Annotated in this window: 23 protein-coding genes and 2 rRNA genes (1 of these 25 cut by a window edge); 6 read left to right on the top strand and 19 right to left on the bottom strand. The window is 65.6% G+C overall.

Annotated elements, in window-relative coordinates:
- Nucleotides 1-32: 32 nt before the first annotated feature.
- Nucleotides 33-2,822, bottom strand: a complete 2,790-nt coding sequence (locus tag CHB64_RS05490; protein ID WP_089411610.1) for a hypothetical protein — start codon at nucleotides 2,820-2,822, stop codon at nucleotides 33-35.
- Nucleotides 2,823-3,090: 268 nt separating this feature from the next.
- On the opposite strand from CHB64_RS05490, the gene CHB64_RS05485 reads away from it, so the two are divergent.
- A complete protein-coding gene (locus tag CHB64_RS05485) occupies nucleotides 3,091-3,873 on the top strand; it encodes a prepilin peptidase (RefSeq protein WP_089411609.1) in 783 nt (260 codons plus the stop codon).
- A gap of 41 nt (nucleotides 3,874-3,914) precedes the next feature.
- Here the strand turns inward: CHB64_RS05485 and parC are convergent, their stop codons facing one another.
- From parC to folK, 12 genes are all read right to left on the bottom strand, one after another.
- Entirely contained in the window at nucleotides 3,915-6,170 is a 2,256-nt protein-coding gene (parC, locus tag CHB64_RS05480; protein WP_089411608.1) for a DNA topoisomerase IV subunit A, read from the bottom strand.
- A 71-nt stretch (nucleotides 6,171-6,241) separates the two neighbouring features.
- The gene (locus CHB64_RS05475; RefSeq protein ID WP_089411607.1) at nucleotides 6,242-7,138 is read right to left on the bottom strand and encodes a hypothetical protein; all 897 of its coding nucleotides are present in this window, start codon (nucleotides 7,136-7,138) and stop codon (nucleotides 6,242-6,244) included.
- 36 nt (nucleotides 7,139-7,174) lie between these two features.
- On the bottom strand, nucleotides 7,175-7,903 hold the full coding sequence (recO, locus tag CHB64_RS05470; protein ID WP_089411606.1) for a DNA repair protein RecO: 729 nt from the start codon (nucleotides 7,901-7,903) through the stop codon (nucleotides 7,175-7,177).
- 46 nt (nucleotides 7,904-7,949) lie between these two features.
- The gene (gene era, locus CHB64_RS05465; RefSeq protein ID WP_089411605.1) at nucleotides 7,950-8,891 is read right to left on the bottom strand and encodes a GTPase Era; all 942 of its coding nucleotides are present in this window, start codon (nucleotides 8,889-8,891) and stop codon (nucleotides 7,950-7,952) included.
- Nucleotides 8,884-9,579: a ribonuclease III gene (gene rnc / locus CHB64_RS05460; protein ID WP_089411604.1), complete on the bottom strand. Its 696-nt coding sequence runs from the start codon at nucleotides 9,577-9,579 to the stop codon at nucleotides 8,884-8,886. The genes era and rnc overlap by 8 nt, the downstream gene beginning before the upstream one ends.
- On the bottom strand, nucleotides 9,576-10,376 hold the full coding sequence (gene lepB, locus CHB64_RS05455) for a signal peptidase I (protein WP_089411603.1): 801 nt from the start codon (nucleotides 10,374-10,376) through the stop codon (nucleotides 9,576-9,578). The genes rnc and lepB overlap by 4 nt, the downstream gene beginning before the upstream one ends.
- A 66-nt stretch (nucleotides 10,377-10,442) precedes the next feature.
- Complete coding sequence (gene acpS, locus CHB64_RS05450) at nucleotides 10,443-10,850, bottom strand: holo-ACP synthase (RefSeq protein ID WP_089411602.1); 408 nt, start codon at nucleotides 10,848-10,850, stop codon at nucleotides 10,443-10,445.
- Nucleotides 10,850-11,632: a pyridoxine 5'-phosphate synthase gene (locus tag CHB64_RS05445; protein ID WP_089411601.1), complete on the bottom strand. Its 783-nt coding sequence runs from the start codon at nucleotides 11,630-11,632 to the stop codon at nucleotides 10,850-10,852. The genes acpS and CHB64_RS05445 overlap by 1 nt, the downstream gene beginning before the upstream one ends.
- Nucleotides 11,629-12,216, bottom strand: coding sequence for an orotate phosphoribosyltransferase (gene pyrE / locus CHB64_RS05440; protein ID WP_089411600.1), 588 nt, complete (start codon nucleotides 12,214-12,216; stop codon nucleotides 11,629-11,631). Before pyrE ends, CHB64_RS05445 begins: the two co-directional genes overlap by 4 nt.
- On the bottom strand, nucleotides 12,203-14,650 hold the full coding sequence (locus tag CHB64_RS05435; protein ID WP_200815237.1) for a RelA/SpoT family protein: 2,448 nt from the start codon (nucleotides 14,648-14,650) through the stop codon (nucleotides 12,203-12,205). Before CHB64_RS05435 ends, pyrE begins: the two co-directional genes overlap by 14 nt.
- 20 nt (nucleotides 14,651-14,670) lie before the next feature.
- Nucleotides 14,671-15,033 carry a DNA-directed RNA polymerase subunit omega gene (gene rpoZ, locus CHB64_RS15730; protein WP_089411599.1) on the bottom strand — a complete coding sequence of 121 codons (363 nt, stop codon included), beginning with the start codon at nucleotides 15,031-15,033 and terminating at the stop codon, nucleotides 14,671-14,673.
- 84 nt (nucleotides 15,034-15,117) lie between these two features.
- Complete coding sequence (gene folK / locus CHB64_RS05425; protein WP_089411998.1) at nucleotides 15,118-15,648, bottom strand: 2-amino-4-hydroxy-6-hydroxymethyldihydropteridine diphosphokinase; 531 nt, start codon at nucleotides 15,646-15,648, stop codon at nucleotides 15,118-15,120.
- 80 nt (nucleotides 15,649-15,728) lie between these two features.
- On the opposite strand from folK, the gene CHB64_RS05420 reads away from it, so the two are divergent.
- From CHB64_RS05420 to CHB64_RS05410, 3 genes are read left to right on the top strand one after another with little or no spacing between them, the layout of a single operon-like run.
- Nucleotides 15,729-16,385, top strand: coding sequence for a LabA-like NYN domain-containing protein (locus CHB64_RS05420; RefSeq protein ID WP_089411598.1), 657 nt, complete (start codon nucleotides 15,729-15,731; stop codon nucleotides 16,383-16,385).
- Complete coding sequence (locus CHB64_RS05415) at nucleotides 16,306-17,079, top strand: uracil-DNA glycosylase (protein ID WP_089411597.1); 774 nt, start codon at nucleotides 16,306-16,308, stop codon at nucleotides 17,077-17,079. Before CHB64_RS05420 ends, CHB64_RS05415 begins: the two co-directional genes overlap by 80 nt.
- Nucleotides 17,080-17,121: 42 nt before the next feature.
- A complete protein-coding gene (locus tag CHB64_RS05410; RefSeq protein WP_089411596.1) occupies nucleotides 17,122-17,601 on the top strand; it encodes a hypothetical protein in 480 nt (159 codons plus the stop codon).
- A 17-nt stretch (nucleotides 17,602-17,618) separates the two neighbouring features.
- Here the strand turns inward: CHB64_RS05410 and CHB64_RS05405 are convergent, their stop codons facing one another.
- From CHB64_RS05405 to dapA, 3 genes are read right to left on the bottom strand one after another with little or no spacing between them, the layout of a single operon-like run.
- Complete coding sequence (locus tag CHB64_RS05405) at nucleotides 17,619-18,128, bottom strand: methyltransferase family protein (protein ID WP_089411595.1); 510 nt, start codon at nucleotides 18,126-18,128, stop codon at nucleotides 17,619-17,621.
- Nucleotides 18,128-18,604 carry an SsrA-binding protein SmpB gene (gene smpB, locus CHB64_RS05400; RefSeq protein WP_089411594.1) on the bottom strand — a complete coding sequence of 159 codons (477 nt, stop codon included), beginning with the start codon at nucleotides 18,602-18,604 and terminating at the stop codon, nucleotides 18,128-18,130. The genes CHB64_RS05405 and smpB overlap by 1 nt, the downstream gene beginning before the upstream one ends.
- Nucleotides 18,604-19,485: a 4-hydroxy-tetrahydrodipicolinate synthase gene (dapA, locus tag CHB64_RS05395; protein ID WP_089411593.1), complete on the bottom strand. Its 882-nt coding sequence runs from the start codon at nucleotides 19,483-19,485 to the stop codon at nucleotides 18,604-18,606. The genes smpB and dapA overlap by 1 nt, the downstream gene beginning before the upstream one ends.
- A gap of 133 nt (nucleotides 19,486-19,618) precedes the next feature.
- On the opposite strand from dapA, the gene CHB64_RS05390 reads away from it, so the two are divergent.
- Together CHB64_RS05390 and CHB64_RS05385 are read left to right on the top strand one after the other, a co-directional pair.
- A complete protein-coding gene (locus tag CHB64_RS05390) occupies nucleotides 19,619-22,300 on the top strand; it encodes a lytic transglycosylase domain-containing protein (RefSeq protein ID WP_089411592.1) in 2,682 nt (893 codons plus the stop codon).
- A 52-nt stretch (nucleotides 22,301-22,352) separates the two neighbouring features.
- Nucleotides 22,353-23,246: an N-acyl homoserine lactonase family protein gene (locus CHB64_RS05385; RefSeq protein ID WP_200815236.1), complete on the top strand. Its 894-nt coding sequence runs from the start codon at nucleotides 22,353-22,355 to the stop codon at nucleotides 23,244-23,246.
- A gap of 28 nt (nucleotides 23,247-23,274) precedes the next feature.
- Here the strand turns inward: CHB64_RS05385 and CHB64_RS05380 are convergent, their stop codons facing one another.
- The 3 genes from CHB64_RS05380 to CHB64_RS05370 form a co-directional block, all read right to left on the bottom strand.
- Complete coding sequence (locus CHB64_RS05380) at nucleotides 23,275-23,988, bottom strand: class I SAM-dependent methyltransferase (RefSeq protein WP_089411591.1); 714 nt, start codon at nucleotides 23,986-23,988, stop codon at nucleotides 23,275-23,277.
- A gap of 187 nt (nucleotides 23,989-24,175) precedes the next feature.
- Nucleotides 24,176-24,290 (bottom strand): 5S ribosomal RNA (gene rrf, locus CHB64_RS05375).
- Between the two features lie 137 nt (nucleotides 24,291-24,427).
- Nucleotides 24,428-24,869 (bottom strand): 23S ribosomal RNA (locus tag CHB64_RS05370) (it continues 2,368 nt past the right edge of the window).

The raw sequence follows: 24,869 nt of genomic DNA, 5'->3' as shown, positions 1-24,869 counted from the left end.
GCGCAAATGGTTGCGCCGCCCGCCCCCCGGCGTCAGCAATCCGAGCCAGGCTCAAGACCGCAGGTCCAGCCCGCCCACCAGCGGTCGTTCGCATCCCGAACCGCGCCGATGTAATCGACGTCATCGAAGAATGCCGCCGCTGCGCCGCCCAGCGTCGAGAGGTCGAACGCCGTCACGGAGGATTCGTTCGGCCCGTTGACGAAGGTGTTGATCAGCGAGTCCGGCGTCGTCGTCGTGTTGTTGGGATCGGCGTTCACCGACTGGACGGCGGCGGGCGTGTCCGGCGAATCGTTGGTCAGACCAGCGCAGTCGAACAGCACAGAGTTGAAGGTCGGATCGACGTCGACGCCGCCATAGGACGACGGGTCCCCGTCGCCCGCCGAGCTTTCCCAGCGGAAACACGGCGCGCCGTCATAAGCCACGACGCCATTGATGAAGCGTCCGATATGGCCGGAATTGATGCGGAAGGCGTTGGAGCGCCCGCCGACCAGCGTGAAATTGGCGATCGTCTGATTTGTCGCCGGCGTCACGCCTGTCGCGCTCGACAGTTCCATCCCGTTGTCGCCGCCAAGCTCGCGCTGAACGATGATGAGATATTGCGTGAACCCGCTCCATCCGTTGTCGAGGTCGAAGGAGTCGTCGTCATTGCCGGTGAGCACGATATATTTGAGGTTCACCGCGCCGCCGAAGACCTCGATCCCGTCATCGGAATTGTTATGCACCTGGACATATTCGACGGTCGTGCCGGAACCAACGCCGCCGAGCGTCAGGCCGTTCAGCTCGTCGCCGTCCTGATTGATCGCGAAGCCGGCGTATTTGATCTGCGTAAACCTGATCGCGCCGCTGTCGTCATCGGCGATCGCGCCGCCGTAAAGCGCATCCGGATTCGTGACGCCTTCGATGGTCTGCTCGCAGTCGACCGTGCCCGGCGTCCCGGCGATGCAGCGGTTGATCGGCGCGCGGCCGAGAACCACCACCCCGCCCCATTCGCCGATGGCGTTAAGCGGATCGGGCTGGTTGTCTTCCAGATCCGCCCGCGATGTGAAAATGACGGGATTCTGCGCCGTGCCGTTCGAGAAAATTTTGGAGCCGCGATTGACGACCAGGTAGTCGTCGCCGCTTTCGCCGAAGATCACGGCGCCTGACTCGATCGTCAGTTCGGCCGCGACGCCTCCGGCCTTGGCGCCGTCGGCGCCGACATCGACGCCGATATCGACCCTGCCGTCGAGCCGGTAATAATTGCCGCGCGTAAGGCGAAGATCCGTAGTTTGAACGCCGCTGACGCTGCAAACCTTTACGCCGCCGATCGTCGAACCCGTATCCGTCGTGCCAGCCGGGCAGCCCGGTTCGGGGAACAGGGCGAAGGTCCAACCGGTCGCCCAATTATCTGTCTCGGTTTCATCCGGGCCGAACGCGCCGACATAGTCGACATCCTCGAAGAACATTCCGGGAAGCGTCGTCAGATCGAACGGCGTGACCGCAAGCTCGTTCGGGCCGGGGAAGAACGTCGCGGCGAGCGAGCTTTCGCCGATAACATTGTTGGGATCGGCGTTGACCGACTGAACCGCCGCCGGCGTGTCCGGCGAATCGTTGGTCAGCTCGCCGTCGCAGTCGAACAGCACAGAGTTGAAGGTCGGATCGACGTCGACGCCGCCATAGGACGACGGGTCCCCGTCGCCCGCCGAGCTTTCCCAGCGGAAGCAGTTCCCGCCATAGGAAACCACGCCGTTGATGAAGCGTCCGATATGGCCGGAATTGATGCGGAAGGCGTTGGACCGCGCGCCGACCAGCGTAAAATTGGCGATCGTCGGATTTGTCGCCGGCGTCACGCCTGTCGCGCTCGACAGCTCCATTCCGTTGTCGCCGCCGTCGTCGCGCTGCTTAATCACCAGAAACTGCGTCGCGCCGTTCCATCCGTTGTCGAGGTCGAAGGAGTCGTCGTCATTGCCGGTGAGCACGATATATTTGAGGTTCACCGCGCCGCCGAAGACCTCGATCCCGTCATCGGAATTGTTATGCACCTGGACATATTCGACGGTCGTGCCGGAACCGACGCCGCCGAGCGTCAGGCCGTTCAGCTCGTCGCCGTCCTGATTGATCGCGAAGCCGGCGAAGCGAATCTGCACGTAGCGCAGAACGCCGCTGTCGTCGTCGACGGTCGCGCCGCCGTAAAGCGCATCCGGATTCGTGACGCCTTCAATGGTCTGCTCGCAGTCGACCGTGCCCGGCGTTCCGGCGATGCAGCGGTTGATCGGCGCGCGGCCGAGAACCACCACCCCGCCCCATTCGGAGATCGCAGAGCCGCCCGTGTCGTTTGGATCGACGGCCCGGCGCTCTAGGTCGTTCTCGCTGGTGAAGACGATCGGCGCATTCTGCTCGCCGTCGGCGATGATCCGTGAGCAGCGATTGACGACCAGGTAATCGGAGCCCGAAGCGCCGAACACAATGACGCCGGGTTCAATCGTCAAGGTGGCTTCGTCAGCCCCGCCGGAGCAGGTCGGGCCGCCATCCTCGCCGACATCCACGCGCCCGTCGAGGCGATAGGCGACGCCCTGCACGAAAGGCAGGGTGAGATCGCCGAGCAGCGTGCCGGAAATATTGCAGACGGTGAAGCCGCCGACGCCCGTCCCTTCGGTGAAGCCGCTTGGGCACTGCGCCCCGCCGCCGCCCCCGCCGCCCCCGCCGCCGCCTCCGCCGCCCGGAGGCGTGCCGGGATTGCTCGGCCCCGGCGAGGCGATTTCCTCGCCCTGGGTGCAGGCGGCGAGCGCCAGCGCGGCGCCGCCGGCGAGCAGAATCGAACGGACGTTCGTAAGAAACCTCATGTCATGACCCCCGCGGAGTGGTTGACGCTTTGCAAAAAACCGATGAGCGTCGCCCTTGCGCCGCCCACGACGCCGGGGAGCTAGCCGTGCGGCGCGACAGTGACATGACGGTTGATTTTCAGTTTTGTGACAAATCGACGGGCCGTATGCTCAGTATGCGCACCTTGTGCGCGAAGTTAAGATTTTCCGCTGGAATCGCCGTCTCTTGCGGTTAAAGCGCCCTTAACCGCACTATGTGCGCAGAAATAAATCGGAGCCGCGCAATTTCATGGAGTGGTTCTTTTACGTCACAGCCGCGCTGGCGGGCCTTCTTGCCGGGTCGTTTTTGAACGTCGTCATTTATCGCGGCCCGTCCATGTGGGGGCTGATCGAGGAATCGGACGGCGCCGACAGGGGAACGCTGCTCGCGCCGCGTTCTTATTGTCCGCAATGCCGCACGCGGCTGTCGCCGCTCCATCTCATTCCGCTTGCGAGCTACCTCGCGCTGCGCGGGCGCTGCGCGGCTTGCGGGGCGGCGATCCCGCCGCGCTATCCGCTCGTCGAGCTCGCCGGCGCGCTCGCGGCCCTCGGCGCGCTCGCCCTGTTCGGCGCTTCGCCGGAGGCGCTGCTCGCCGCGATCTTTCTGTGGAGCCTGATCGCCCTCGCGGCGATCGACTTCGAGACGGGTTTTCTGCCTGACGCGCTCACCCTGCCGCTTCTGCTTTTCGGACTTCTCGCCAATGTCGGGGACCGATTCGTTCCGCTCGAAGCCGCGGCCGTCGGCGCGGCGGCGGGCTACGCCGCTTTCGGCCTCATCGCTCTCGCCTATGCCGCGTTGCGCGGGCGCGAAGGCCTCGGCGCGGGCGACGCCAAGCTGCTGGCGGCCATCGGCGCTTGGGGCGGCTGGCCGGCGCTGGCGCCGGCGGTGTTCGTCGGCGCGCTCGCGACCCTGGCGGTCGTCGGCGTGCGCGCCGTTATGGGAAAACGCGTAGACGCCGCCGCGCCGATCGCCTTTGGTCCCGGCCTTTGCCTTGGCGGCGCAGCGGCCTTTCTGGGATCGGCGGCGGGATGACCGCTGTTCGCACACCGTTGAGGCGAAGCAGGGGGCCGGGCTCAGCGCCCCCCGAACTTTTTCGATGCGGGAAAGCCTTTCGGCGCGACGCGGCCCGCCTGGGCGCGTTTGCCCACATAGCCTTTCCAGCCGTCCACCGTCTGGGTGCGTCCCGAACGGTCGATCCAGGTCAGGCCCTCTTTCGCGGAGAAGACCTTGGCGTCGGACAGCCCGCCCGAGGAGAACTTCTGAAGCTGCACGCCCTTGCCGCGAGCCATCTCGGGAAGCTCGGAAAGCGGAAAGACGAGCAGCTTCTTGTTGTCGCCGACGGAGGCGACCATGTCGCCCTCCGCCTCCCGGCACACCACGGCCTCAGCGCCGGCCGGCACGTTGAGCGTCTGCTTGCCCTTACGGGTCGTGGCGATGCAGTCATCCTCCGAAACCACGAACCCGTGCCCGGATGACGAGGCGAGCAGCAGCTTGCGCCCGCCCTGATAGATGAAAGCCGCCGCCACGGCCTGATCGTTCGGAAGGTCGATCGACAGCCTGATCGGCTCGCCGAAGCCGCGCCCGCCCGGCAGGCCGGCGACGTCGAGCGCGTAGAACTTTCCGTCGGTGCCGAACAGCATGAGCTTGTCCGTGCTCATGGCGGGAATGACGAAGCTCGCCCGGTCGCCTTCCTTGTATTTGACGTCGGCGGGGTTTTCGATATGGCCCTTCATGGTCCGTATCCATCCCTTTTCGGACAGGATGACGGTGACGGGCTCTTTCTCGACGAGGCTGTCGAGATCGATCTCCGCGGCTTCCGGCGCCGCCTCGAATGTCGTGCGCCGCCGGCCGAGCGGGCTTTTCGGGTCGAAGACCTTGCGGACCTCCTTAAGCTCCTCGCTGATGCGCTTCCATTGAAGGTCGTCGGAAGCGAGCAGCGCCTTGAGCTCCTTCTGCTCCTTCTTAAGGTCCTTGTGCTCGGCGCGTATCTCCATCTCCTCAAGCTTGCGCAGGGATTTGAGGCGCATGTTGAGGATGGCGTCGGCCTGAACCTCGGAGAGCCTGAACGCCTTCATGAGCTCGGCCTTGGGATCGTCCTCATACCGGATGATCCGGATCACCTCGTCGAGATTGAGATAGGCGACGAGCAGGCCGTCGAGAATTTCAAGCCGCCTGGCGATATTGGCGAGGCGGAAATTCGTGCGCCGGACCAGCACTTCCTTGCGATGATCGAGATAGGCGCGCAGCGCCTCGCGCAGTCCCATCACGCGCGGCGCTCCGTCCGCCCCCAAAACGTTCATGTTGAGCGGGAAGCGGTTTTCGAGATCGGTGGCGCGGAACATCGCCTCCATCAGCGCGGAGGAGTCGACGGTTCCCGCGCGCGGCTCCAGAATGAGACGGATGTCCTCCGCGCTTTCGTCGCGTATGTCGGCGAGCATGGGCAGCTTCTTCGCCGCCATCAGCTCGGCGATCTTCTCGACGAGCTTCGCTTTCTGGACCTGATATGGAATCTCCGTGACGACGATTTGATAGCGCCCGCGCCCCAGATCCTCCGTATGCCACCGCGCCCGCACGCGGAAGCCGCCGCGCCCCGTGGCGTAGGCTTCCTCCATCGTCTCGGGCGTTTCGACGCAGATCCCGCCGGTCGGAAAATCCGGCCCCTTCACATATTTCATCAAGGTCGCCGTCGCGGCGTTCGGCGCCTTGATGAGATGGAGCGCTGCGTCGATCAGCTCGGCCGGATTATGCGGCGGGATCGACGTCGCCATGCCCACCGCGATGCCCGACGCCCCGTTCGCCAGAAGGTTCGGAAACGCTGCCGGCAATACGACAGGCTCCTTGCCGAGCCCGTCATAGGTGTCGCGGAAATCGACCGTGTCCTCGTCGATGCCGTCGAGGAGGAGCGCCGCCGCCTCGGTGAGCCGGCTTTCCGTGTAGCGCATGGCCGCCGGGTTGTCCCCGTCGATATTGCCGAAATTGCCCTGCCCGTCGATCAACGGGACGCGCACGGAGAAATCCTGCACGAGACGCACGAGCGCGTCGTAGATCGCCTGATCGCCGTGCGGGTGGAACTTGCCCATCACCTCGCCGACGACCCCTGCGGACTTTCGGAACGCGCCGCCGGGGGAAAGGCGCATCTGACGCATGGCGTAGAGGATGCGCCGGTGAACGGGCTTGAGCCCGTCGCGCACGTCGGGCAGCGCGCGCGCCGTAATGGTCGAGAGCGCATAGGCCAGATAACGCCGCGACAGCGCCTCGTCGAACGGCTCGAGAAAAATGTCTTCGGGCTGGGGCTTGTCCGGCCCCTTCGGGATTTTCGTTTTCGCCATGCCGGGCTGGATAGCAGAGTCTCGGCGCGGCGCCAGCCGCCCCCGACTCCCGCCCTTTTCCAGCGCCGCGCTCAGGCCGGAAAAAGCGTCTCAACGCGCAGCCCGCCCCTGGGCGCGGCGAGATAAAGCTCCGCGTAATAGCGCCCTTCCGCCTCAAGCCCTGTCGGGTCGAGCCCGAGCGCGCGCACCGCCTCGACCGCCGCTTCGGCCTCCGCCGCGTCGCGGAAGCGGCGCTGGGGAAAATATCGCCCTTCCAGCTTCCGGGTGATCAAGCCGTAATCCTCAAGGCGCGCGGCGATGTCGTCGAAGGGAAACTGACGGAGCACGAACGCGGCGACCATCGGCGGCGGGCCTTTCACCGCGTCGATGAGTTTTGCGAAGGTCTCAGCGGTCACATAGCCCACGGCGCCGGTGGTGATGAACAGGTCGGCGTCGGCGAACGGCGCGGGATCGTAAAGGGGCTCGACCTCGAGATTCTCCACCGCCGCCTCCTCGATGAGGCCGACGGATTTCGCATAGCCCGCCGCTTCGTTAGCGACATCGACGCCGATGAAAGAAGCCTCTACCGCCTGCGGCAGTTCGGCGAACAGTCTGGCGTCTTCTAGAATGACCTCGGCCGTCGCGGCGGCCTGCATCTTTGGCGCGGCGTAACGACGCGCCAGCGCGTCGAAGCTCAGATCGTGTCGGATCATGGCGGCGTTCACGCCATAGGAGCACCCGACGTCCACGACTTTCGGACGTTCCTTGTCGATGCTGCGGATCAATCTCTGAAACACAGGCCGCGCTTGGGTCGGGATTTGGTAATCGAGCGCGGCGAGAGTCGCGTAATAGGCGCGCGGATCCGGCGCGTTGTAGATATCGTCGAATTTCGCTTTCGCCTCATTGGCGCGGCGATATGATTCCTGATCTTCGGTCATCTCCTGCTGCGACGGGTCGCGAAAGGGCGGGAAGAATGCCTCGCCGGGCATGATACGAGCCTCGGCGCGGCGGCGCAAAAACAGGGGCTAATTATTTGTTTTGGCGAGCAATTCCAACAGCCTCGCGCGCGCTTCCGGAAGCTGGCGGCCCGCCGGGTGGAGAATGCGCGTCTCGATGAAGTAGCCGGTGGTCTTCAGCGCGTCGAGCGCGTCGGCGAGGCTCGCTTCGGCCGATTCGCCGCGCAGGAACGCCGGCAACGGCAGAAGCTTTCCCTTGTAGGGCTCGCCCGCTTCGGCCGACACCGCGCAGGCCGAGCGCGGCGAGACATAGATCAGGTTCTCCCGCGTCCCGGTCGCCGCGCAGCGATCAAGCGTCAAACCGAAGCCGAGTTCGGCGAGCAGCCCGAGCTCCCATCGCGCCATCAGCGCCGGCCAGACCTGCGCGTCGTCGAGATTGTCGAGCAGCACGCTCATCGCATGATAGGCGCGGGCATGAGCCTCGCGCTCGGGAAGGCAGGCCGCGGCGACCGCGCAGGCCGCCGAAAGACCCGCAAGGGACAGCCGTTCCTGCATCAGCGCGGCCGCGCGCGCGTTGACAAGCTCCAGGGAGAAATGGCCGAGGCTGTCGCTGAGCCTGCCCTTCCATTCGGCGCGCACGCCGTTGCCCGGCTGCAGGACGGGCTGCATCCGCCGTCCCTGCCCGCCATAGACGAGCCCCGCCCAGCGCCCGTGCGCGGGCGTGAAAAGCTCGACCACGGCATGCGCCTCCCCATGAGGCCGGGCCGAGAGAACGACGGCTTCGTCCGCGAACTGCATCGAACGCTCCGATCACGTCTTCCGGCGAGAGCCGCGCCGCGGCGGCTCAGTCGGCGACGTCGAGTCCCATGGCGCGATAGCGCGCCGGGTCTTCGGCCCAGTTCTCCTTGACCTTCACGTGAAGGAAAAGATGAACCGGAACGCCGAGAAGCTCGGTCAGCTCCCTGCGCGCCGCCGCGCCGATGGCCTTCAGGGTTTGGCCGCCCTTGCCGAGAACGATCGGCTTCTGGCTTTCGCGCGCGACATAGATCGTCTGTTCGATGCGGATGCCGCCTTTCCCCGTACGCGTCCAGCTTTCCGTCTCGACGGTCGTCTCGTAGGGCAGCTCCTGATGGAGGCGCAGGTAGATCTTTTCGCGCGTCACCTCAGCCGCCATGAGCCTTTCTGAATTATCAGAAAGCTGATCTTCCGGATACATCCATGGGCCTTGCGGCGCGCGTTTGGCGAGGAACGCCTTGAGATCAAGGATTCCGTCGCCGGTCGTCGCCGAAATCAGGAAAACGTCCGTAAAGACGCCGTGCGCATTGAACGCGTCGATCAGCGCCAGAAGCTCGCCGCGCGCGATGCGGTCGATCTTGTTGAGCACGAGAACCGCCTTGGCGCCGCGCTCTTTCAGACCCGCGACGATCGCATCCGTATCCTCGACCGCGCGGCGCGAGGCCGCGTCCGCGCCCGCGCCGCCCTTTCCCGCCCGATAGGCCGGCGCGTCGACCATAAGCAATATGACGTCGGCGCCTTCGAGCGCATCCCAGGCCGCGGCGACCATAGCGCGATCGAGCCTTCGGCGCGGGGAGAAGATCCCCGGCGTGTCGATGAAGACGAGTTGCGTCTCGTCATGGATCGCCACGCCGCGCACGCGCGCGCGCGTCGTCTGCACCTTGTGGGTGACGATCGACACCTTCGCGCCGACCATCGCATTGACGAGCGTCGATTTGCCGGCGTTGGGCGCGCCGATGACGGCGACGAAAGCGCAGCGCGTTTCAGTCATCTTCCTTCCACACGCCTTCGCGGATGAGGAATGCTTCGGCGGCGGCCATCTGGGCCTGCCGCTTGGAGCGGCCTTCGCCGCGCGCCGGCGCGAAGCCCTCCACCTGCACCTCGATCTCGAAGGCTGGCGCATGGGCGGGCCCGCCGGAGGCGACGACCTCATAGCGGGGCGGGCCTTTCTTGCGCTCCTGGCTCCATTCCTGAAGCGTGGTTTTCGGATCGCGATGAGCCGTCGACAGCGCCTCCAGATTGGGCGCCCAGAACAGGTCGAAGGCGCGCCGGGCCGCCTCCAGCCCGCCGTCGATGTAGAGCGCGCCGAGAAACGCCTCGCAGACGTCGCCCAGAATGGCCTTCTTGCGCCGTCCGCCGGCGCTCTCCTCATGGGGCGACATGCGGATCAGCGCATCCAGTCCGAGCGCAAGCGCCGCCTTGGCGCAGGTCTCCTTGCGCACGAGCGCGTTGAATCGCGTCGCGAGGTCGCCCTCTTCGAGATGCGGATAACGCCGCCAGAGCGCTTCGGCGGCAAGCAGGCCCAGCACCCGGTCGCCCAGAAACTCCAGCCGTTCGAGATCGCGCACGCGCCCGCCCGCCGAAAGACTGGAATGGGTGAGCGCGCGCTCCAGCAAGGAGGCGTCGGCGAAATGATGCCCGACCCGATTCTCCAAAGCGTCGAGGCCTGCGTCGGTCATCGCACCGGGTCGAAAATTCGACCGTAGCGGACGGCGAAAGGCCATTTCCAGACTTCCCACAGCCGCGCCTTCGAGCCGTCGACGGAGAAGAACAGCCGTTCCGCCTTGCCGACGAGATCGTCCTCAGGCACGAAGCCGACCGCGTGCAGAACCCTGCTGTCCTGCGAATGGTCGCGGTTGTCGCCCATCATGAAGTAATGGCCGGCCGGCACGTAATAGGAAGGCGTGTTGTCGAGCTCGTTATTGTCGCCGTCGCATTCCTCAACGATATAGCTCACGCCGTTGTCGAGCGTTTCTCGATAGATCGGCGCTTCTCTCATCCGGGCGCCGCAGACGGTCATCTGCATGCCGATGAATTCCTTGCGCACCGGCTCGCCATTGATGTGCAGACGGCCGTTGATCATGCGTATCTCATCGCCCGGCAGGCCGATGACGCGCTTGATGTAATCCTTGTTGTGATCCTTGCGGTTCTTGAACACCACGATGTCGCCGCGTTCCGGCGCCTTGCCGAACAGCCGGCCTTCGATCGGCAGGCGCGTCAAGGGATAGACGAGCGAGGCGCGCGAATAGCCGTAGGCCGGCTTCGAGACGAAAAGAAAATCGCCGACCAGCAGATTGGGCTGCATGGAGCCCGAGGGAATGTTAAACGGCTGGAACAGCGCGATACGCAGGACGAGCGCGATCGCCACGGCGTAGAAGACGGTCTTCGCCAGATCCCACGCCTCCTCGGCCGCGGTGAGCTTTTTCTTCTCTTTCAGCGGCTCCCCCTCGACGCCGCTTTTCAGACCAAACGCCATTCTCCGCTCCCTGCCTGTCTTTCCGCTTCGCAATCGCCGCAGCCCCCCGCCGCGCGCCGATCCCTATCATGTTTCCTGCGCCGGCCGAGCGTAGATAATCACGAAAGCCTGCGCGAGCGGATATTCGTCGGTGATGGTCACGTGAATGTCCGCTGCATGGCCGGGCGGGACGATTTCTTCAAGCCTTTTCGCCGCGCCGCCCGTGAGGCGCATGGTCGGCTTGCCTCCGGGCAGATTCACCACGCCCATGTCGCGCCAGAAGACGCCGCGCGAAAGCCCGGTGCCGAGCGCCTTCGCGCAGGCTTCCTTCGCGGCGAAGCGTTTGGCGTAGGACGCGGCCCGGTTGAGCCGGCGATCGGATTTCGCCTGCTCGATCTCGGTGAAGACGCGCCTGACGAAGCGCTCCCCATGCCGTTCGAGCGTGCGCTCGATCCGGCGGATGTCGATGATGTCATTGCCGAGGCCCACGATCATCAGTAATGCCCGCCCGTGCGCGCGTCCTGCATCAGCCGCTTCATCTCCTTCACCGCCGCGCCAAGTCCCATGAACACCGACTCGCCGATGAGGAAGTGGCCGATATTGAGCTCCATGATCTCGGCGATCGCAGCAACCGGCTGGACGTTGTGAAAGGTGAGCCCGTGGCCGGCGTGCACCTCAAGCCCCAGCCCGGCGGCGAAGGCGGCGGCCTTTCGGATCAGTTCGAGCTCATGGGCGATGCGCTCGGGCCGGGTTGCGGCGCAGGCCTCGTAATAGGCGCCGGTGTGGATTTCGACGACCGGGGCGCCGACCTCCCTGGCCGCTTCGATCTGTTTTTCCTGCGGATCGACAAAGAGCGAGACGCGAATGCCTGCATCGCTCAGCTCGCGCACATAGGGCGCGATGAACGTCTTCTGACCGTGTACGTCGAGCCCGCCCTCGGTCGTGCGCTCGTTGCGGTTCTCGGGAACGATGCAGCAGGCGTGCGGACGCACTTCGGCGACGATCTTGTGCATCTCCGCGGTGGCGGCCATCTCGAAATTGAGCGGCAGATCGATCTCCGCCTTGAGCCGGCGCATGTCGTCGTCGCGGATATGCCGGCGATCCTCGCGCAAATGGGCGGTGACGCCGTCGGCGCCGGCGTCGGCGGCGAGCTGGGCGGCGCGCACGGGGTCTGGATGCGGTCCGCCGCGCGCGTTGCGGATGGTCGCCACATGGTCGATGTTGACGCCGAGCCGGATCGGCCTTTTCGCCCCCTCTTTTGACGACTGGCTGCTCATTGGCTCACTCCGCGGCTGCCCGGCTTGACCGCCGGAATCGCCTTGAGATGATCTGGAAGCGCGTCCGCCGGCCAGGCCTCGACATTCAGCGCCGCCAGCGCGACGAGCGGCGCGCCGACGTCCGCCGTCCCGTCCGAGCGGTCGATGAGACAGCCGAGGCCGATGACCTCCGCTCCAAGCGCGCGCACGGCCTCGATGCATTCGCGCGCCGAAAGGCCTGTCGAAACGATGTCCTCCACCACGGCGACGCGCGCGCCCTTCTCCAGCGAAAAGCCGCGCCGCAACTCGAACCTCCCCTCGACCCGTTCGACGAACATGAAAGGAACGCCGAGATGGCGCGCGGTCTCGTAGCCGTAAATGATCGCGCCCATTGCAGGCGAAACCACGTAATCGACGTCAGAGCCGAAGGCGCCGCGGATTTTCTCCGCAAGCGCCCGGCACAGTTTTTCCGTACGCGGCGGGTGCATGGAGACGATCGACTTGTTGAGATACGTGTCGCTGTGAAGGCCCGACGACAGGACGAAATGTCCTTTCTGGAGCGCGCCGGCTTCCTCGAACTCTTTCAGCACGTCAGCGGTCTTCATCGTCCGCGCCCTCGCGTCTTTCGGCCGACACCACATTGGCCGAGGCCCTGAGGCCGGCCAGCATCTGCATGAGCTGGCGGGCGTCCTTCACCTCGACGTCGATGAACATCTCTACGAAATCCTGCGCGCGATTGCGCATCTTGATGTTGGCGATGGAGACCCCATAGCGGGCGATGATGCCCGCGACGTCCGACAAAACGCCGATCTCGTTGCGCACCGTTACGACGATCCGGGCGTAACCGAACAGCCCCTCGCCGTCGCGGCGCCATTTGAGGTCGAGCCAGAGCCCCTGAGGGGGATCTTCTTCGGCGAGCTTCTCGCAATAGATCGTGTGCACGAGTATCGAGCCGTCGGGCTGGCGAATGCCGACGATGCGCTCGCCCGGAAGCGGCGTGCAGCATTGCGCCATCTTCACCGACACGCCGGGGGTGAGTCCTTCAATGGCGACGCGCGGCTTGAACGGCTTGCGCCCGGCGGCGCGGATCTCGCCTTCGGCTTCATGGCTAGCGCCTGGATAGACCGCTTCGATGAGCTGATTCACCGTAAGCTCGCCGCGGCCGACCTTGGCGAGCACGTCGTCGACGGATCTCTCGCCGAGGCGAACGAGGCCGGCCCGCACCGCCTTGGGCGAAAACTCAAGATGCGCGCCGCTGAAGACGCTTTCGGCGATGCTGCGGCCGAGCGCGACCTGCTCGGCATATTGCATCTTCTTGATGCGCCGACGGATCGCGGAGCGCGCGCGGCCCGTGACCGCGAGCGTCTCCCACTCGGCGGGCGGCGGGGCGTTTTTCGCGCGCAGGATCTGCACCACGTCGCCGTTCTTCAAGGGCGTGCGCAAGGGCCTCTGCACGCCGTTGATCTTCACGCCGATGCACTCGTCGCCTACGTCGGTGTGCACCGCATAGGCGAAGTCGATCGCCGTGGCTCCTTTCGGCAGCGCGATGACCCGCCCCTTCGGCGTGAAGCAGAAGACCTGATCCTGAAACAGCTCAAGCTTGGCGAAACGCAGCGCCTCCTCGACGTCCTCGCCATGCTGGAACATTTCGACGAGCCGACGCGGCGTTTCATATGGGTCGTACTGGCCAGGCGGGATGATCTCGACGACGCCGCCGTCGCCATTGGCCGGGTCCTTGTATTGCCAGTGGGCGGCGACGCCGCGCTCGGCCGTCTCGTGCATTTCGTTCGTTCGGATCTGGATCTCGATCCGCTGGCGCCCGCCGTCCGCCCGCGGCGGGCCGATGACGGCGGTGTGGATGGACTGATAGTGGTTCGGCTTGGGCGCAGAAATGTAATCGTCGAATTCGGCCGGAATCATGCGCCATCCGGTATGGATGACGTAAAGCGCGCGATAGCAGTCCTCGACCGTGTCGACGATGACGCGAAAGGCGTAAATGTCGGCGATTTCGTCGAAGGAGACGTTCTTCGCCGCCATCTTGCGCCAGATGGAATAGGGGCGTTTCTCGCGGCTGTGAACCTGGGCCTTTACGCCCGCCTTCTCAAGCCGCGCGCGCAGGGTCTGGGCGAGCTCCACCACGCCGCCCACGGTCGTCGCCTGAAGCTCTTCCAGACGTTTGCTGATGGTTTCATAGGCGTGCGGGCTAAGCTCGCGGAACGCCAGGTCTTCGAGCTCTTCCCGAAACCGTTGCACGCCGATGCGGCCTGCGAGCGGCGCGTATATCTCCATCGTCTCGAGCGCGACCCGCTGACGCTTGTCGGCATCCGGCACGTGATAGAGCGTGTGCATGTTGTGCAGACGATCGGCGAGCTTGACGAGCAGCACGCGCACGTCGTCCGCCATCGCCATGACGAATTTCCGGAAATTCTCCGCTTGCTTGCTGGCGTCCGATTTCAGCTCGATCTGCGACAGCTTCGTGACGCCGTCCACCAGGCGCGCGATCTCGTCGCCGAAAAGGCGCCGGATTTCGTCGATCGTCGTGTCGGTGTCCTCGACGACGTCATGCAGCAGCGCCGTGGCGACGGTCGCCGGATCGGCCCGCAGTTCGGTCAGGATGCCCGCCACCGCGAGCGGATGGGTAAAATAAGGATCGCCCGACTTCCGCATCTGGCCGCCATGGGCCTTCATCGCGAACACATAGGCGCGATTCAGGAGGTCTTCATCCGCCTGCGGATCGTACGCCTTGACGCGATCGACGAGCTCATATTGCCGGATGAACCCCACCGGATGCGAAGCCGCCGGCGCTGTCGCATCGTTCTGATCGCGACGAGTCTGCGCCGTCGTCGCCGACGATCCGACAGGGCGAGCTTGCGGCGCGCGCGAGCCCTGTTCTGAAGGCGTTTTCGCAGCAGTCGCGCATGTTTTCTCGGCATTCGCGCCAGCATCCTTTCCGGCGAGACGATGCTGTTCCATCTCGGCGCGGCCGACGGACGACGGATCTCCGTGACGGCGGGGATCTCCGTGGGTGGGGTCGGCCATGTCGCCCGACGGCGCCTCCCTTAACCCTTGGGCAGGGACTGCGGCGTCGTCATCCCCGACGCCTTCAGGGCGCGAATATATTCTTCCTCGGTGATCCTGTCGAATTCAGGCTGGTCCGCCTTCTCCACCGGAGCGCCCTCTTCAGGTTCTTCGGTGTCGATATGCTTCTGCAGCGAGGCGACGAGATCCTCCGCGACGGCGTCGGGTTCGAGCGCGCCGTCGGCGATCTCGCGCAGCGCCACGACCGGGTTCTTGTCGTTGTCGCGATCGACCAGCAAGGGCGCGCCTGAGGAAAGCACGCGCGCCCGGTGGGCGGCCAGCAATACGAGATCGAAGCGGTTCGAAACCTTCTCGACGCAATCTTCAACGGTGACGCGAGCCATCCGGTTCTCCTGATGCGGGTGGTGCGGGCTGAGCCCGCTGACATAATCCTGCGCGCGCCGAAAGACAACTGCTGCGCCGCAAAATCACCCCTCGAATCCGTCGCCCCGCCGGCCGCTCCCCGGCGCCGCCAGCGGCCGGACGGCGGGGTTCCGGGCCACTGCTGCGAGCGCGGCGACGGTTTCGCCCGTCGCCGGGTGCCGCCATGCGGGCGCAACCTCCGCGAGCGGCGCGAGCACGAAGGCGCGCTTCGCGAGCCTGGGATGGGGCAGAACCAGCGAAGAGGCGGCGTCTGCAACGCGCGTCATGCCGTGATAATCCAGAAGATCGAGATCGAGCGTTCGCGGGGCGTTCGGCCGGCTTCTGCGCCGGCCGAAGCCGGCTTCGACGGCGTGAAGAGACGCCAGAAGCGCCTCCGCGCACAGCGCCGTCTCCAGCCGCGCCACGGCGTTGACGAAAGGCGGCTCCGTCGGGTCCGGCCAGGCGGGCGAGGCATAAAGTCGCGACGCGGCTCGCACATTTGCGACTCGCCCCAGCGCGCCCAGCGCGGATAAAATGATGTCGGCCGGGGCGAGCCGGCCGAATGGCGAATTCGATCCCAATGCGACGAGAATCATGTCTTTTAAACCGTCTTGAAGCATAGAGACGAAGCGTTGTTTCAATCCAATTACGCCAAGAGCGATACTGAGAGGAATGGATGACGGGTTTTCTGGGTTTGCGCGCGGATGAAAGAACCGCGCTCTTCATTGACGGAGCCAATCTCTACAAGGCGGCGCGCGGGCTGGGTTTCGACCTGGATTACAAGAGCCTGCTGGCGAAAGTTCAGGCGAACTGCCGGCTGGTGCGCGCCTACTACTATACGGTGATCCAGGAAGATAAGACGCAGGATTATTCCCCCCTGCGCCCGCTCGTCGATTGGCTCGACTATAACGGCTATTCGATGGTCACGAAGCCCTCGCGCGAATATGTCGACGCGCAGGGCCGCCGGCGTTTCAAGGGCTCCGTCGACATCGAACTCGTCGTGGACATGCTGGTCCTCGCCCCGAAGCTTGATCACATCGTGCTGTTCACCGGCAACGGCGATTTCAGGCGGGCGATTGAGGCCGTTCAGGCACAGGGGGTCCGCGTCACGGTCGTGTCCACGGTGAAGTCGAGCCCGCCCATGGCCTCGGACGAACTGCGCCGCCAGGCCGACCGCTTCATCGACCTCGCCGAGCTTGAATCCATCATCGGCCGCGCGGCCGGTCAGCAGCGCAAGGCTCGCCCCGCCCACGATGAAGAAGAATTCGAAGAGGACGATTTCGAGGACGAAGGCGAATACGAAGACGAGGACGATTACGAGGACGTGGACTGATCGGCCCGACGTGGCGTCGAACCCCGCCGTCGCGCAAATCGCGCCTGAGCCTCCTCGCGAGTGCGCAGTCTGTCCGCGCCTCGTCGCCTATCGGCGGGAAAACCAGAGCGCTCACCCTGACTGGTTCAACGGGCCGGCGCCGTCTTTTGGCGATCCGCAGGCGCGTCTGCTCATTGTCGGGCTCGCGCCCGGCCTTCAGGGCGCCAATCGCACCGGGCGGCCGTTCACCGGCGATTACGCCGGCGAGCTGCTTTACGGCACGCTCCTCAAATTCGGCTTTGCCGAAGGAACATATGAGGCGCGGCCGGACGACGGGCTAAGGCTCATCGATGCGATGATCACCAACGCGGTTCGCTGCGTTCCTCCGCAGAACAAGCCTGCGCCCGCCGAAATCAACGCCTGCCGAACGTTTCTCCAGGCGCGGATCAAGGCCCTGCCGCATCTGCGCGCCATCCTATGTCTCGGCAGGATCGCGCACGAATCGACCGTCCTGGCGCTCGGTCTGCGCCGCAGCGCGACGCCGTTCGCCCATGGCGCCCGGCATGAAGCCGGCGGGGTGACATTGTTCGACAGTTATCACTGCTCGCGATACAACACGAACACGGGCAGGCTGACGCCCGAGATGTTCGAGGCGGTTTTCGCCGAGGCGCGGACTCTTCTTGAATCGCGAAGCCTAGCCCCGCCAAGGCGATAAGGGTAACCTTCAGACCGCTGCATCAACTGCAGGGAGACCGCGATGGCGCGCAATTGGGGTTTGCCGCCGAGGCCCGAACAGGCCGCCATCCGTCGGGCGCGCCGGACGCGCCCCTTTGCGACGCTCAGCGCGTCGGCGATCTTCGGCGTGATCGGCGCGGCAGTCGCCGCCTTCAGCTTCGCCGAGGCGCGCGATCTCATCGAGAATGTATTCCACGGCCGCAAGCTGATCCTCGCGATCGTCGCGGGCGGCGTCGGCTGCTGGACCTATGTATGGCTCGCCAGGCCCCGGTTCGCCGCGCATTTCACCGGCGACGGCGACGCTTTCGCGGATCTTGTGCGGTTTTACGCCCGCGCGGGCCTGACGCTGGGCGTCGTGCTCGCGCTCGCGGCGGGGTCGCGTTATGTGGTCGGGGATCTTCTGAGCGTCGCGTTGCTATGCATTTCCGGCGGGGCGGGCGCGGCGGCCGCGTTTCAAACGGTGCTCGCGTTCGTGCCGGATTACAGGGACGAGTCGGCCTGACCCGGCGCTGCGCTGGCTCAGATCCAGCGCCGCACCCGTCGGCGGTATTCGGCGAAGGCGTCCCCGAATCTCCTTTCGAGATACGCCTCCTCCGGCTTGATCGCGAAGAAATGAAGGATGACGCCGGCGAGCGCCGTAGTCAGGACGATCCACACGTTAGAGGTCGCTATCCCGAAGCCCGCGCCGAATATCATCATCGCGAGATAAACGGGGTTGCGGGAAAAGCGGTACGGTCCTTCGGTGAGCAGCCGCTTCGACGGCGTGTTGGGCTGAAGCGTCTCGCCGGCTTCGTTGAATGCGCGCGTCGCCGCCATCAGAATGCCCAGGGCGAGTATGATGAGAAAGCCGCCCAGACCTTCCGCCAGCGCGCGCGGCAGCGGCAACGAGCCGCCGGCGTAAAGGCGAACGAGAAAACCGGCGACGAGCGCGGCGAACATCACCGTCGGCGGATGCACGCGAACCTTGGGGCCCTCGTCTTCCTCCCGAGGCGGCTCGTTTTGCAAGTTCGGCGGCGGCGCGTCCATCATCAGCGGTTCTCCCTTAACAGCCGTTGCTTCTGCCGGGTCCAGTCGCGCTGCTTAACGGTCTCGCGTTTGTCGTGCAGCTTCTTGCCGAGCGCCAGGCCCAGCTCAAGCTTGGCGATGCCGCGCTCGTTGAAGTAAAGCCGCAGCGGGGCCAGCGTGTAACCCTTGCGCTGCACGGCCTGGGTCAGACGGCTGATCTCGCGGGCGCGCAGCAGGAGCTTGCGCGGCCGTTTCGGCTCGTGGTTCTCGCGATTGCCGGCGGAGTATTCCGGGATCGTCGCATTGATGAGATAGATGCCGTCGCCTTCCGGAGAAGCGTAGGATTCGGCGATCGTCGCCTTGCCTTCGCGCAGCGCCTTCACCTCAGTGCCCGTCAGCACGAGTCCGGCCTCGACGACATCTTCGATATGATAGTCGAAGCGCGCGCGGCGGTTTTCCGCGATGATCTTGCGACCATGGTCGCCCTTGCCCGCCGCCATCAGTCGATAAGGCCGAGGCCGGACAGCGCCTCGCGCACCTTCTGTTTGACCGGCTCGGGCGGCGAGACGAGCGGCAGCCGCAACTCGTCCGAGCACAGACCGAGAAGCGACATGGCGTATTTCACCGGGCCCGGACTGGTGTCGCGGAAGAGCGCGTCATGGAGCGGCGCGAGCCGATCCTGCAGCGCAAGAGCCGTCGCGTAATCCCCTTCGAGACAGGCGTTCTGCATCCGCGCGCACAGCTCCGGCGCGACGTTGGCCGTCACGCCGATACAGCCGCGCCCGCCCATCGCGTTGAAGCCGACCGCGGTCATGTCCTCTCCGGAAAGCAGGGTGAAGTCCTCGCCGCTCGCAAGACGCTGCAGGGCCACGCGGGCGAGATCGCCGGTCGCGTCTTTCACGCCGACGATGCGCGGCAGCCGTGAGAGCGTCGCGATCGTCTCTACGGACAGATTTGCGACCGTGCGCCCCGGCACGTTGTAGAGAATGATCGGCAGGCCGGTCGCGTCATGCAGCGCCGTGAAATGCGCGATCAGACCCGCCTGGCTCGGCTTGTTGTAATAGCCGGTGACCGTGAGCAGCGCGTCGGCCCCCGCCTCCTCGGCGAACCGCGCCAGCGCGAGCGCTTCGGCCGTGGCGTTCGAGCCGGCGCCGGCGATCACCGGAACCCGGCCGGCCACGACCTCCACGCACAGGCTGATGACCCGCCGGTGCTCGGCGTGGCTCAGGGTCGCCGACTCGCCGGTGGTCCCCACCGGCACGACGCCGTGGACGCCGGCCGCGATCTGCCGCTCGACGAGCCGCTGAAAAGCATCCTCATCGACTGCGCCATTGCGCATCGGCGTCACGAGGGCGGTGATGCAGCCTTGAATTTTTTTCATGTTTTCCAAGCGCCTGTCAGATTTACCCGCTCGATACTCCCGATGTCCGTCTCCGGCAAGCTGGCCTGCATTTTGAAGCGCGGCCAAATGCGTTACCCTTTTCCTCCGCGGCTGGGGCTCTCAGGAGACGTCGATGCGTAGAACGCGATTGTGGCGCGGTTTGGCCGGTTTTGCAGCCTGTCTGGCGGCGATGGCCGTCGCGGAAACCATGGCCGCCGCAACGCCCGTTTCCGCGCTCTCGGCCGCCGCGCTCTACGCCGAGCCCCGGGTGAAACCCCCCGCGCCGGGTCCGGCTTGGCTCTCGCCCGCCGATTACGCGCTCCTTAAGGAGATAGAAGAAGCGCTCGCCCGTCGCGACTGGTCGCGGGCGAAGGCGCTGGCGCCCGCTGCGGACGCGCCGATTGCGCGCAGTCTCGCGCAATGGCTTTACTTTTACGCTGAGGACCCCCTCGTCGACATCGAAGAAGCCGACGCGTTTCTTGACGGCCATTCCGGCTGGCCTGCGGCGCGGCGCATCCAGGCGCATGTCGAGAGCCGGATTCCGAACTCGGCCAGGCCGGAAGCGATCCTCGCCTTTTTTGACACGCGCGATCCGGTGACCGGCGAAGGGAAGATCCACCTCGCGCGCGCCCTTCTGGATGAAGGCCAGCGCGAGGCGGCGGTCGTCCAGCTCCGCGACGCCTGGATCAACCATGATCTCCCGGCAATCGTCGAACAGAGCGCGCTCGCCCGGTACGGGCGCCATCTGCGTACGGAAGACCACATCGCCCGGGTCGACCGTCTGCTATGGTCGCAACAGGTTACGGCGGCCAGACGCATTTTCTCCCGCCTGCCGCCCCATGAGCGGCGCCTGGCGGAAACGCGCGCGGCGCTTCTCACCTCGGCGCGCAAGGCGGCGCAAATGTATGAATCGCTTCGCGAGGAAGACCGCGCCGATCCGGGCGTCATGCTGGCCGCCGTGCGCTATTTCCGCCGCGCCGGCGAGGAGCCTCGGGCGATCGCCATAGCCCGACAGGCGCCCGCCGATCCGGCGGCGCTTCGCAACGCCGCGCGCTGGTGGGACGAACGCCAGCTGCTCATGCGCTGGGCGCTCAAAGAAGGTCTCTATACGGAGGCTTACGACATGGCCGCCGGACACGGGCTCGAACCTGGCGGACCGGATTTCGCCGAGGCCGAGTTCAACGCCGGCTGGATCGCCCTGCGGTTTCTCGGCGCGCCGGAGCGGGCGGAGACGCACTTCTCCGCGCTCGCCGCGCATGTGAGCGCCCCGATCTCTCTGGCGAGAGCCTATTACTGGCTCGCCCGCGCCGCCGAAGCGCGCGGCGCGAACGACATCGCCCAGGCCCGTTATGGCGAAGCCGCCCGGCACGCCTATACGTATTACGGCCAGCTCGCCGCCGAAAAGCTGGGCGCCGCCACCCAGAACTTCGGGCCGGTCGTCGAACCGACGCCGGAAGAGCGCGCGCGTTTCGGCTCGCGACCGACGGTTCAGGCCATGCGCATGCTCGCCGACCTTCAGTCCGATCACGCGCTCATGGTCTTCGCCTATCATGTCGACGACGAACTCGAATCGCCCGGCGAATATGTCGAGCTGATGCGGCTGGCGGAACGGCGCGGCGCGACTCATCTCGCCGTGCGCGCGGGAAAAGTCGGCGCCGGGCGCGGCGCCTTCGCGCCGGAGGTCGCCTACCCGCTCGTTTTCGTGCCGGAAGAGGCGACGCGCTTCGCGCCGCCGGAGATCATTCTCGGCCTGTCGCGCCAGGAGAGCGAATTCAACCCGCGGGCCTACTCGCGGGCCGGCGCGCGCGGCCTTATGCAGCTTCTTCCGTCTACGGCGCAGATCACCGCCCGCAAGGAGGGGCTGCCTTATTCGCGTTCGGCGCTGCTCGACGATCCCGTCTACAACATGATCATCGGCGCGGCGCACCTGTCGCATCTGATGGAGAAATATGACGGATCTTGGGTGATGACGCTGGCGGCCTACAACGCCGGCGCGAACCGGGTGGAGGAATGGATCGAGCGCTATGGCGATCCGCGCGCGCCCGGGGTGGATCCGGTGGACTGGGTGGAGCAGATACCTTTTTCCGAAACGCGCAACTACGTTCAGCGCGTGTTCGAAAACGCCCAAGTCTATCGCAGCCGCCTGACGCAGTCGGCCATCGCCGGCCGGCTCGCCGCCGATCTCGAACGGGGCGGCCCGAACGGGCGCGCAGGCGCTCTCGCCGCCCTGCCGCCCAACGGAAATCTGCCGCCCATCCCGGAACGGACGATCCTGATCGCCAACGCGGCCGCGCTTCTCGCGCCCGCGGACGCGGCGCCCATGACGCCGGCGCCGGGCGACAAAGCAGCTTCGTCCTCGGCGGCGACCGATGAGCCCCAGCAGCCGCCGCAGACGCCCGCCCGCAAGCGGCGGGTTCTGGCGGAGGAGCAGACTGCAGACCGCGCGCCCGCGCCCCCCGCCAGGAAGCCCTCGCAACCGGCCCTGTCCGAGCCGGCGGCCGCATTCGATGAGGCTTCTTCAGCCGCCGCGGGCGTATCGGGCGCGGCCGGGCCGCCAGACGGCGCGGAAGCGTCTCTTGCGCGTCTGGCCGAAAACGAAGCCGACGCCGCGTCGGACTCTCAGGCGGAAGGCGTTCCGCCTGCGCCGCTGCTGGGCGTCCTGATCGAGCCCGCCTCCCCGCAGAACGCTCAAGACGCCGGGTCGTGTCAGACTTATCGCGACTACATCGCCGAAACCGAACGGGAAGAAGCCGCCGCAGACGATCTCAACGCCGGCATGCGCGCCGAACTCGCCGGCGACGGCCCGGCCTGTTGACGTCCGGCGCGACGCCGTAAATCCTGCGCCCGCCAAAGAGGGAGAAGTCTCCATGAAGACGATCGCAATCCTCGCCGGTCTTGTCGTTCTCGCCGCTGGCTGCGCGCGGGTGGAACCGGCGGGCGCCGAATCGACGGCGCCGTCCGAATCGGCCGGAGAGGCCGGCGACGGCGGCGCCCCGTCAATGCGTCTTTATACGCTCGACTGCGGCCGGATCGAGATGCTCGATCTCGGCGTGTTCGACGTGGGCGGTGCCTATGACGGCCGCCGGAACAGCGCCGTGGATACGTGCTTTCTAATCCGCCATCCGAAAGGCGATCTTTTGTGGGATGCGGGCCTTCCGGACTCGCTGCATGAGGTCGAAGGCGGCGTGACGAACGGGCCTTTCGCGCTCTCCATGCCGAAAACGCTCGACGGCCAGCTCCCCGGGCTCGGGCTCGCGCCCGGGGACATCGAATATTTCTCGATCTCGCATTCTCATTTCGACCATGTCGGCAACGCTGGGGTCTTCGCGAATGCGACTTTCATCGTGCATGAAGACGAGCGCGCGCATATGTTCCGGGACGAGGCGCGCGCCGACGCGCAGACTTTCCCTCTCTACAGCGCGCTTGAGAACGCGCAGACGATCACCTTCACGGACGAATATGACGTCTTCGGCGACGGAAGCGTGCGCATCATCGCTGCGCCAGGCCACACGCCGGGCCATTCGGTGCTGCTCGTCACGCTCGAAAATACAGGACCGGCGCTGCTTTCAGGCGATCTCTATCACCTGAGCGAAGCGCGCGAGCGACGCACCGTGCCGCGCTTCAACACGGACGCCGAGGAAACCCTGCGCTCGATGGACAAGTTCGAGGCGATCGCCGCAGAGACCGGCGCGATGGTGGTCATTCAGCACGAGGCGGCGGATTTCGAGCGCCTGCCGCAGCCGCCGGCCTATCTCGACTGACGCGGCGGCGGCTCTTGCCGGCTTGCGTTTACGGCCGGCGAAAGCGCAGCATATAGTTCTCTGAAAGGCCGGGCACGGACACGTGCTCGGCCTTTTGGAACCCGATCGCCTCGATCTCGGCGGCCACGCCTTCGCGCCCCGCGCGGACGTGACGCTTGTCGGCGGGCGGCATTTCGCCCTCCTTCAGGTCGTAATCGACGACATAGAGCGACCCGCCCGGGCGTAGCGCCTCGAACACGGTCCGCATGATCGCTTCAGGCGCGTCGAAATAGTGATAGGTGTCGGAGATGAAAACGACATCGACGGAGGCCGGCGGCAAGGTGATGGAATCTTCCCGCCCGAGAACCGAAACGACGTTGTCCAGGCCCAGATCCTCGGCGCGCTGATTGATAAGCTTCAGAAATCGCGGCTCGATATCGACGGCGTAGACGACGCCCTCCGTCCCGACGCGCTCGGCGAAGAGGAGGCTGTAGATGCCGGTGCCGGCGCCGATGTCGGCGACGCGCGCGCCGGCCGGCAGGTCGACGGCGTCCGCCACCTGAACGCGCGCGCTGTAAAGCTCGCGGCTGCCGACTTCGAGGCGCTCAAGCCAGACGTCAATGCTGGCCTTATTGTTAGCGTAGGGATCGCCTGCAGCCGGCGGCGGCGAGTCTTCCTCCCCGTTCGCGACGCTTTCGCGCTCGCACCCGACAAGCGCGAGAGAGCAGGCCGAAGCGATGACAAACAAGATTTTCGCCGACATTGCGCGCCCCACAGCCGCGACTCGCCCAAGTTCGCCTCTTCATCATATGACGACGCCGCGCGAGATCAACGCGCGCGCCGGCGCGAAGGCCAAGCCGGACGGCGAACAAGGGGAATTTCCAGTTTCCGGAACGCGAAACGTTCCGCAAGGAAGGGTCGCAAGAGCGAAAAATCCGTCGTCTTGGCTGGCCTGGCGGCGACCTACTCTCCCACGTCTTAAGACGTAGTACCATCGGCGCTGGGGACTTTAACTTCCGAGTTCGGGATGGGATCGGGTGTAGGCTCCCCGCTTAAGCCACCGGGCCGGCGAAGACGACGGACTGCGAGAGGCGGACAAGACCGCGCAAGCGCCGGCCCCTGATCGGAAGGAGCCGCGCTCTTCAAATGTCCTGCTCCGGCGAGCCGTCCGTTGACGGAGCGTTCGCCGCGCATGAGTTGTGACGATCAAGCCGATCGAGCAATTAGTACCGGTTAGCTTCACGCATTGCTGCGCTTCCACGCCCGGCCTATCAACGTGGTGGTCTTCCACGGCTCTCAAGGGAATGTTTGTTTCGAGGCGAGTTTCCCGCTTAGATGCCTTCAGCGGTTATCTCTTCAGCACATAGCTACCCAGCTGCGCCGCTGGCGCGACGACTGGTCCACCAGAGGTGCGTCCATCCCGGTCCTCTCGTACTAAGGACAGCTCCTCTCAACATTCCTACACCCACGGCAGATAGGGACCGAACTGTCTCACGACGTTCTGAACCCAGCTCACGTACCGCTTTAATCGGCGAACAGCCGAACCCTTGGGACCTGCTCCAGCCCCAGGATGCGATGAGCCGACATCGAGGTGCCAAACAACGCCGTCGATATGGACTCTTGGGCGTCATCAGCCTGTTATCC

It is taken from the genome of Amphiplicatus metriothermophilus, assembly GCF_900199215.1.
Lineage (GTDB): Bacteria > Pseudomonadota > Alphaproteobacteria > Caulobacterales > Parvularculaceae > Amphiplicatus > Amphiplicatus metriothermophilus.
This window is presented reverse-complemented; position numbering and strand designations above follow the sequence as displayed.

Excerpts from the sequence above, each read along its gene's own strand:
- CHB64_RS05490 (WP_089411610.1), bottom strand. The coding sequence starts at position 2,822 with ATGAGGTTTCTTACGAACGTCCGTTCGATTCTGCTCGCCGGCGGCGCC.
- CHB64_RS05485 (WP_089411609.1), top strand. The coding sequence starts at position 3,091 with ATGGAGTGGTTCTTTTACGTCACAGCCGCGCTGGCGGGCCTTCTTGCC.
- parC (WP_089411608.1), bottom strand. The coding sequence starts at position 6,170 with ATGGCGAAAACGAAAATCCCGAAGGGGCCGGACAAGCCCCAGCCCGAA.
- CHB64_RS05475 (WP_089411607.1), bottom strand. The coding sequence starts at position 7,138 with ATGCCCGGCGAGGCATTCTTCCCGCCCTTTCGCGACCCGTCGCAGCAG.
- recO (WP_089411606.1), bottom strand. The coding sequence starts at position 7,903 with ATGCAGTTCGCGGACGAAGCCGTCGTTCTCTCGGCCCGGCCTCATGGG.
- era (WP_089411605.1), bottom strand. The coding sequence starts at position 8,891 with ATGACTGAAACGCGCTGCGCTTTCGTCGCCGTCATCGGCGCGCCCAAC.
- rnc (WP_089411604.1), bottom strand. The coding sequence starts at position 9,579 with ATGACCGACGCAGGCCTCGACGCTTTGGAGAATCGGGTCGGGCATCAT.
- lepB (WP_089411603.1), bottom strand. The coding sequence starts at position 10,376 with ATGGCGTTTGGTCTGAAAAGCGGCGTCGAGGGGGAGCCGCTGAAAGAG.
- acpS (WP_089411602.1), bottom strand. The coding sequence starts at position 10,850 with ATGATCGTGGGCCTCGGCAATGACATCATCGACATCCGCCGGATCGAG.
- CHB64_RS05445 (WP_089411601.1), bottom strand. The coding sequence starts at position 11,632 with ATGAGCAGCCAGTCGTCAAAAGAGGGGGCGAAAAGGCCGATCCGGCTC.
- pyrE (WP_089411600.1), bottom strand. The coding sequence starts at position 12,216 with ATGAAGACCGCTGACGTGCTGAAAGAGTTCGAGGAAGCCGGCGCGCTC.
- CHB64_RS05435 (WP_200815237.1), bottom strand. The coding sequence starts at position 14,650 with ATGGCCGACCCCACCCACGGAGATCCCCGCCGTCACGGAGATCCGTCG.
- rpoZ (WP_089411599.1), bottom strand. The coding sequence starts at position 15,033 with ATGGCTCGCGTCACCGTTGAAGATTGCGTCGAGAAGGTTTCGAACCGC.
- folK (WP_089411998.1), bottom strand. The coding sequence starts at position 15,648 with ATGATTCTCGTCGCATTGGGATCGAATTCGCCATTCGGCCGGCTCGCC.
- CHB64_RS05420 (WP_089411598.1), top strand. The coding sequence starts at position 15,729 with ATGACGGGTTTTCTGGGTTTGCGCGCGGATGAAAGAACCGCGCTCTTC.
- CHB64_RS05415 (WP_089411597.1), top strand. The coding sequence starts at position 16,306 with ATGAAGAAGAATTCGAAGAGGACGATTTCGAGGACGAAGGCGAATACG.
- CHB64_RS05410 (WP_089411596.1), top strand. The coding sequence starts at position 17,122 with ATGGCGCGCAATTGGGGTTTGCCGCCGAGGCCCGAACAGGCCGCCATC.
- CHB64_RS05405 (WP_089411595.1), bottom strand. The coding sequence starts at position 18,128 with ATGATGGACGCGCCGCCGCCGAACTTGCAAAACGAGCCGCCTCGGGAG.
- smpB (WP_089411594.1), bottom strand. The coding sequence starts at position 18,604 with ATGGCGGCGGGCAAGGGCGACCATGGTCGCAAGATCATCGCGGAAAAC.
- dapA (WP_089411593.1), bottom strand. The coding sequence starts at position 19,485 with ATGAAAAAAATTCAAGGCTGCATCACCGCCCTCGTGACGCCGATGCGC.
- CHB64_RS05390 (WP_089411592.1), top strand. The coding sequence starts at position 19,619 with ATGCGTAGAACGCGATTGTGGCGCGGTTTGGCCGGTTTTGCAGCCTGT.
- CHB64_RS05385 (WP_200815236.1), top strand. The coding sequence starts at position 22,353 with ATGAAGACGATCGCAATCCTCGCCGGTCTTGTCGTTCTCGCCGCTGGC.
- CHB64_RS05380 (WP_089411591.1), bottom strand. The coding sequence starts at position 23,988 with ATGTCGGCGAAAATCTTGTTTGTCATCGCTTCGGCCTGCTCTCTCGCG.